Genomic DNA, 6,128 nt, shown 5'->3' with positions numbered 1-6,128 from the left:
AACTGATAACTGATAACTGATAACTGATAACTGATAACTGATAACTGATAACTGATAACTGATAACTGATAACTGATAACTGATAACTGATAACTGATAACTGATAACTGATAACTGATGCTTACTCCTTTTGATTCCCCCAAATCTTTACATTGGCAGCAAAGCTTGCGAGCGCCGATTGTTCGTCAATTGGAGATATTTGGCTTTACAATGCAGTTTTTGACTTTTTTGCTCTGGGATCGTTTAACGGGGGCTAATAGGGGCAAAAAACGGCAAAGGAGAGCGAAATGGTTAGTAGATCGCCTGATAAATTTGGGACCAACTTTTATTAAAATTGGGCAATCTTTATCGACGCGAGCAGATTTAATTCCGCTCGAATATATCGAACAATTAACCCAATTACAGGATCGAGTTCCCGAATTTAATAGTCAAGAAGCGATCGGAGTTATTGAAACAGAATTAGGACAAACCCTAGATAATTTATTTGAAAGTTTTACCGTGTCTCCCCTCGCTTGTGCCAGTTTAGGACAAGTGCATCGAGCGCGGTTATTAAGTGGGGAAGATGTCGTTATTAAGGTACAAAGACCGAATCTGGAAGGACTATTTAATCTCGATTTTGAATTGTTGCATCGTCTCACCCGTTGGTTAAATATTTTCCCCGTGGTGAAAAAATATAATTTAGAAGCTATCTACCAAGAATTCTTTGAGCTACTCTTTCAAGAAATCGATTATATTCATGAGGGCAAAAATGCCGATCGCTTTCGGGAAAATTTTAAGAATTATCCCCAGGTAAAAGTTCCTTTAGTTTACTGGCAATATACCACCCGCAGGGTACTAACTTTGGAGTATGTGCCGGGGATTAAAGTCGATGATCGAGAGACTTTACTAGCTAATGGTATTAACGTAGATGGGATTATTCAACTGGGGATATGTTCCTATCTCAAACAACTATTACAGGATGGTTTTTTTCAATCAGATCCCCATCCAGGTAATATGGCAGTTAGTCAGGAAGGGGAGTTAATTTTCTACGATTTCGGCACGATGTTCGAGTTAAAGTCCGTCGCTAAAGATCAAATGATCGAAACCTTTTTCGCTATCTTGAGAAAGGATACGGAAACAGTCTTAAAAACCTTGATGTATATGGGGTTAATTGAACCTGTTAGAGACCTGCAACCTGTGCGAAATATCGTGCAGTTTCTCTTAGATGAATTTCGCGATAAACCGGTAGATGTGAGGGCCTTTGAACAAATTAGCGATCAAGTGTATTTAATGTTTAAACAGCAACCTTTTCGCTTACCTCCCCAAATGACTTTTATTATTAAATCTGTCACCACTTTGGATGGGATTGCCCGCTCTTTAGATCCCCAGTATAATTTATTAGCAGCTAGTCAACCTTTTGTGAAAAGTCTAGCGGTATCGGGAGGAACTACCAACACCATGCTTACCCTAGCTAATCAAGCGCGCACTTTTCTTAAACAACAATGGCAAAAAGGTAATAAAAACGAGAGAATGATCCGTCAATTAGAGGAAAAAATCGAGCGAGGAAATTTAGTTTTTCAAGTTAAGTCACGGGAAAATGAACGACTTCTGAAAAGAATTTATCTGGGAATTAAAGTATTAATTAATGTCTGTCTATTGGGATTTAGCATTATCTCAGCCATATTTTTATTAGACACCAACTATAGCAAACTGGCCATTATTCCCTTCAGTTTAGCCGGGTTATTTGCTTTATTTTTTCTGCGTTCTTCCATGGCTTTATTAATTCAGGAAAGATTAGATAAAATGTTAGACAAGTAAATAATTATCATTTTTATTAGTAGATGGTTTTTGTTATCGGCAACAAAAATTAAAGTTTGACGGGCTGTCTGTTGACAAGATTTTCCAGAAATTATCATAATAAAAATGTTTTCATTGCACCCAGCAGCAAGAGGACAAGAAAATGTTGTTAAAATCTTTAGCCCTTAGTTCCCTGGTCGGATTATCCTTAGTTAGGGTTTGCGGCAAAAAGTTTTTCGGTGGTGGTAGGGTGTGGGGTGTGGGGTGTGGGGTTTTACCCATTTTCACCTGGTCAATTACCTAATTTTCAGGGAAAAAGTCCCGGAATTTTCCCCTCAATCACTCCAATGGTCGGCACTTTTTGAGGTCAAAAAAGTCTAAAAGCCTTATCCAACAAAGTTTTTAGATTTATTCAGCAAACCCTATTTAGAAACCCGTTTTCTTTGAGAAACCCGTTTTCTGGTAATCAATGTTAATTTATGTTATAGTACCCTTGAAAAATTGGCGATTGTTTGCATAAAATAGTCGCAGTAAACCCTTCTGGTGAATATCATGAATTCTTCCCTGTTGCCGATTATTCCTGCTCTTGACGATATTTTGTTTAATTTCGCTCAATCTGATGGCTTTTGGGCGAATTTGCAAATGGCTTTTGGCACAAGTTATGATGTGGTTAAGGCAACAGAATTACGACAGCAGTGGCAAAGTCGAAATTTCAGTCAACTTCCTGAGATTGAGGTTGTCAACAGCAGTGTTTTAGGTAGTGCAAATGGCGCTTATGGGATTAGCACCAATAAGATATATCTATCTGAAAGCTTTTTTGCTTCTGCTAGTTCAGATGCTTTGTTTGCGGTGATTTTAGAATAAATTGGGCATTATGTGGATGCTCAAATTAATAGGGTGGATACACCGGGGGATGAGGGAGAATTATTTTCTCATCTGGTGAGAGGGGTTAATTTAACTGAGGCTGAGTTAACTTATATTCAAACAGAAGATGATCGTTCTGTTATTAATTTAGGGGGACATTTTATAGGGGTTGAACAAACAGCACCAATTACTTTAATCGTCAATACTACTATAGATGAGAATGATGGTAGTGCCACTATTGGGAGTGGTTTATCTTTGCGGGATGCTGTTGCAATTGCTAATAACAGTCCTAATACTCCCTATATTATTAAGCTGAAATCAGGAACGACTTATGAATTGACTTATGTTAATGATACGATAACAGGCGATCGCAGTTTGAGGACGAATGGTACGATTACCATTGAAGCTGATGGAACAGCACTAGCTTCTATTGTTAATAATGCTAGTTATATCCCGAACCAGAGGCAGAATTTTTTTATTATAGATAATCAATATTATGGACTTACATTAAATAATCTCTATATCAGCAATAAAGCAGGAGGAGGAATTTCCAACGACGAACGCCTCGGAACATTAACATTAAACAACAATACAATAACTGGTAATGTTGGAGGTGGGATTTACAACGCTGGAACATCAACATTAAACAACAATACAATAACTGGTAATACGACTTATGATGTTGGAGGGGGAATTGAAAACTGGGGAACATTAACATTAAACAACAATACAATAACTGGTAATAAGGCATACAGTTATTGGGGCCGTGTGGGAGGGGGGGGAATTTACAACCTAGGTACATTAACATTAACCAACAATACAATATCTGGTAATACGGCTAGTTTGGGAGGAGGAATTCACAACCACGGAGGTACATTAACATTAACCAGCAATACAATAAGCGGTAATACGGCTAGTTCTGGAGGGGGAATTCTCAACCGAGGTACATCAACATTAACCAACAATACAATATCTGGTAATACGGCTCGTGAACAAGGGGGGGGAATTTACAACTGGGGAACATTAACAATAACCAACAATACAATAAGCGGTAATACGGCTAATTCTGGAGGGGGAATTCTCAACGTAGGTACATCAACATTAACGAATAACATTATTACTGGCAATAGTGCCGATAAAAACGGTGGTGGTATTGCCAATTCTGGTAAATGGAGTTCAAATAGTATTATTAGTGGAAATACTGCAAACAAAGAATATCCAAATATATTGGACATTGGGACTTTTACCGCACTCCCACCCTCACCTAATCCTCCACCTAAACCAACGATATCAGTCAGTAATGCGTGGGTCGATATTCCCGCAGGGACTAATCAAACAAAAGTTCTTACATTCGAGGTTAAACTGTCCTCAACCTATGATAAACCCATAACCGTTGATTACTATACCCTTGATGGAAGTGCCAATTCAATAGACTCTACCCAATTAAAAGATTTTGACAATGTTGTCAAACAAACCCTCTCCTTTTTCCCAGGAGAAACCAGCAAACAAATAGAAATTACCGTTTTAGGAAGTGCGCCTCCTACCGACCAAACCTTTGAGATTTTGGCTAGAGACACCGCTTATCGTAATTGGACAGATACAGACAAAGGCAAAGAAGTAGATAAGAAATATGACTATAGTGACCTGGGTTACGAAGGCTATCGTATCAATAAAGTCTTCAAAGATTCTACCACAGGATTTGATGCTTTTGGTTTAACTTCTGATGAAAAATTCTTTCTGGTTTTAGCCAATCCCCTTAATGCCAATGAATTTACATCCAGTAGTAATAAATTACTGCAAGATATTGCCAATACTTCAGGCGGTAACAATACCGCCGCCTATACTGCTGGACAGAATCTAATCAACCAACTCACCAGCACCAAGCAATCCTATACCTTCACTGATGGCACAATTTATGACCTTGCTAAACCTCCTGTTTTAGCGATTCGGGGTACTGAATTCTCATCTGTTAACGATCTATTAAGTGATGCTGAAACCGAAGGAATTGGCTATAATCAATTTACTAACAATAAAGCCGCAGTCAATCAATGGCTTTCAGAAGTAACTAATCCTGTAAGCGGATTGACTCTAAAACCTAATATTGCAGGTCATAGTTTAGGCGGTGCATTAAGTCAGTGGGTAGGAGGTAGTTATACAGGACAACTCGGAAAGATTGTTACTTTCAATAGTCCGGGTATTTCTCAACAACCCGGCATTAATTTCAACGCTACTAATAACTTAGGTGTCACTCATTACATAACTTCGGCTGATTTGGTTAGCATGGCAGGTTCAAAATATCTGAGTGGAGTCTGGAACTTAGAAAAATATTCAAAACTAACATCTGCAATTACTTTTGAAAAACATTCAGTTCCCGTCTTAAATCAAACTATTACAAGAACTAATTTGTCCAAGCCGACAGATTTAACTCGGAAAGTTGCCAACGGAAATACTACTGATTTAAGTAGTTACAGGTTTACATATTTTCCTGATGCTGATTATTTTGCTCTTCAAGTAGCCTTCTCTATAATTCCAATAATAGGGCCAGAACTTGCTGCTGCTTTAACTTATCGTGGAACCGTTGAACTGAATCGACAAGCAATCGGAATTGCCATTAATGGTCTTGGAAATATATCCGATGCAGTAACATCCGCTTACAACGCAGCTAAATCTTGGACTTCAGATGCGTGGGAGGCGATTTTTGGACAGTCTGACAAGAAACTTGGTTTATCTCCATCAAATCCAAATCAATTCAATTCACCTCTAAAGCTTGAATCATCTTTTCTGGACGCAAATAGCTATCAACTAGCAACAACAGCTACAGAATCAGAGATAATTGATAACTTTTGGGATGCCATACCTGACTGGGGAGATAATGCTTGGCAAGCTACAACTAAATGGTCAGCAGATGCTTGGGAAAGTATTGATGAATGGACACCCCAAACTTGGCAAGCAACAACTACCTGGACAGCAGCCGACTGGGATAAACCATTCTTGACTATCTCAAATCCGACAATTGCAGAAAACAATTCAGGAACAAACAACCTGGTATTTAAAGTTACATTGTCAACCACAAGTACCCAAACAATTACCGTAAATTATGCCACTGCTAATAACACAGCAACAGCAGGAAGCGACTATATAGCTAAAACAGGGACTCTCACCTTTACCCCGGGACAAATCAGCCAAGATATTATTATTTCAGTCAATGGTGATACTGCAATTGAACCCGATGAGACTTTCTTGGTTAATCTTTCTAATCCTAGCAATGCGCTGATTACAGATAATCAAGGATTAGGAACAATTACCAATGATGATGTCAGTGTCACCCCAATCGAAGCTTTCGGTAACACCAAATTAGTCAAAGACACGACTAATAAACTTTACACCCAAATTGGCAATAATAACCCCATCGCCATCAATATAAGTGGGACTCAGATTACCACAAATATCTACCCAGGTTGGCAAACTCTAGCAGCAGAAACCGTCAA

At 38.5% G+C, this 6,128-nt stretch carries 3 protein-coding genes; all 3 read left to right on the top strand.

Annotated elements, in window-relative coordinates:
* Window positions 1-117 precede the first annotated feature (117 nt).
* A complete protein-coding gene (locus EWV84_RS00170) occupies window positions 118-1,797 on the top strand; it encodes an ABC1 kinase family protein (protein WP_287075591.1) in 1,680 nt (559 codons plus the stop codon).
* A 531-nt stretch (window positions 1,798-2,328) separates the two neighbouring features.
* Window positions 2,329-2,640, top strand: a complete 312-nt coding sequence (locus EWV84_RS00165) for a calcium-binding protein (protein ID WP_287075589.1) — start codon at window positions 2,329-2,331, stop codon at window positions 2,638-2,640.
* 12 nt (window positions 2,641-2,652) lie between these two features.
* Window positions 2,653-6,128, top strand: a 3,476-nt coding sequence (locus EWV84_RS00160; protein ID WP_287075587.1) for a Calx-beta domain-containing protein, incomplete at its 3' end; no start/stop codon positions are given.

Origin of the sequence: Microcystis sp. M_QC_C_20170808_M3Col, assembly GCF_007095505.1 — a bacterium.
Lineage (GTDB): Bacteria > Cyanobacteriota > Cyanobacteriia > Cyanobacteriales > Microcystaceae > Microcystis.
The sequence above is the reverse complement of the archived record's forward strand: the minus strand, read 5'-3'. Positions and strand labels throughout refer to the sequence as shown.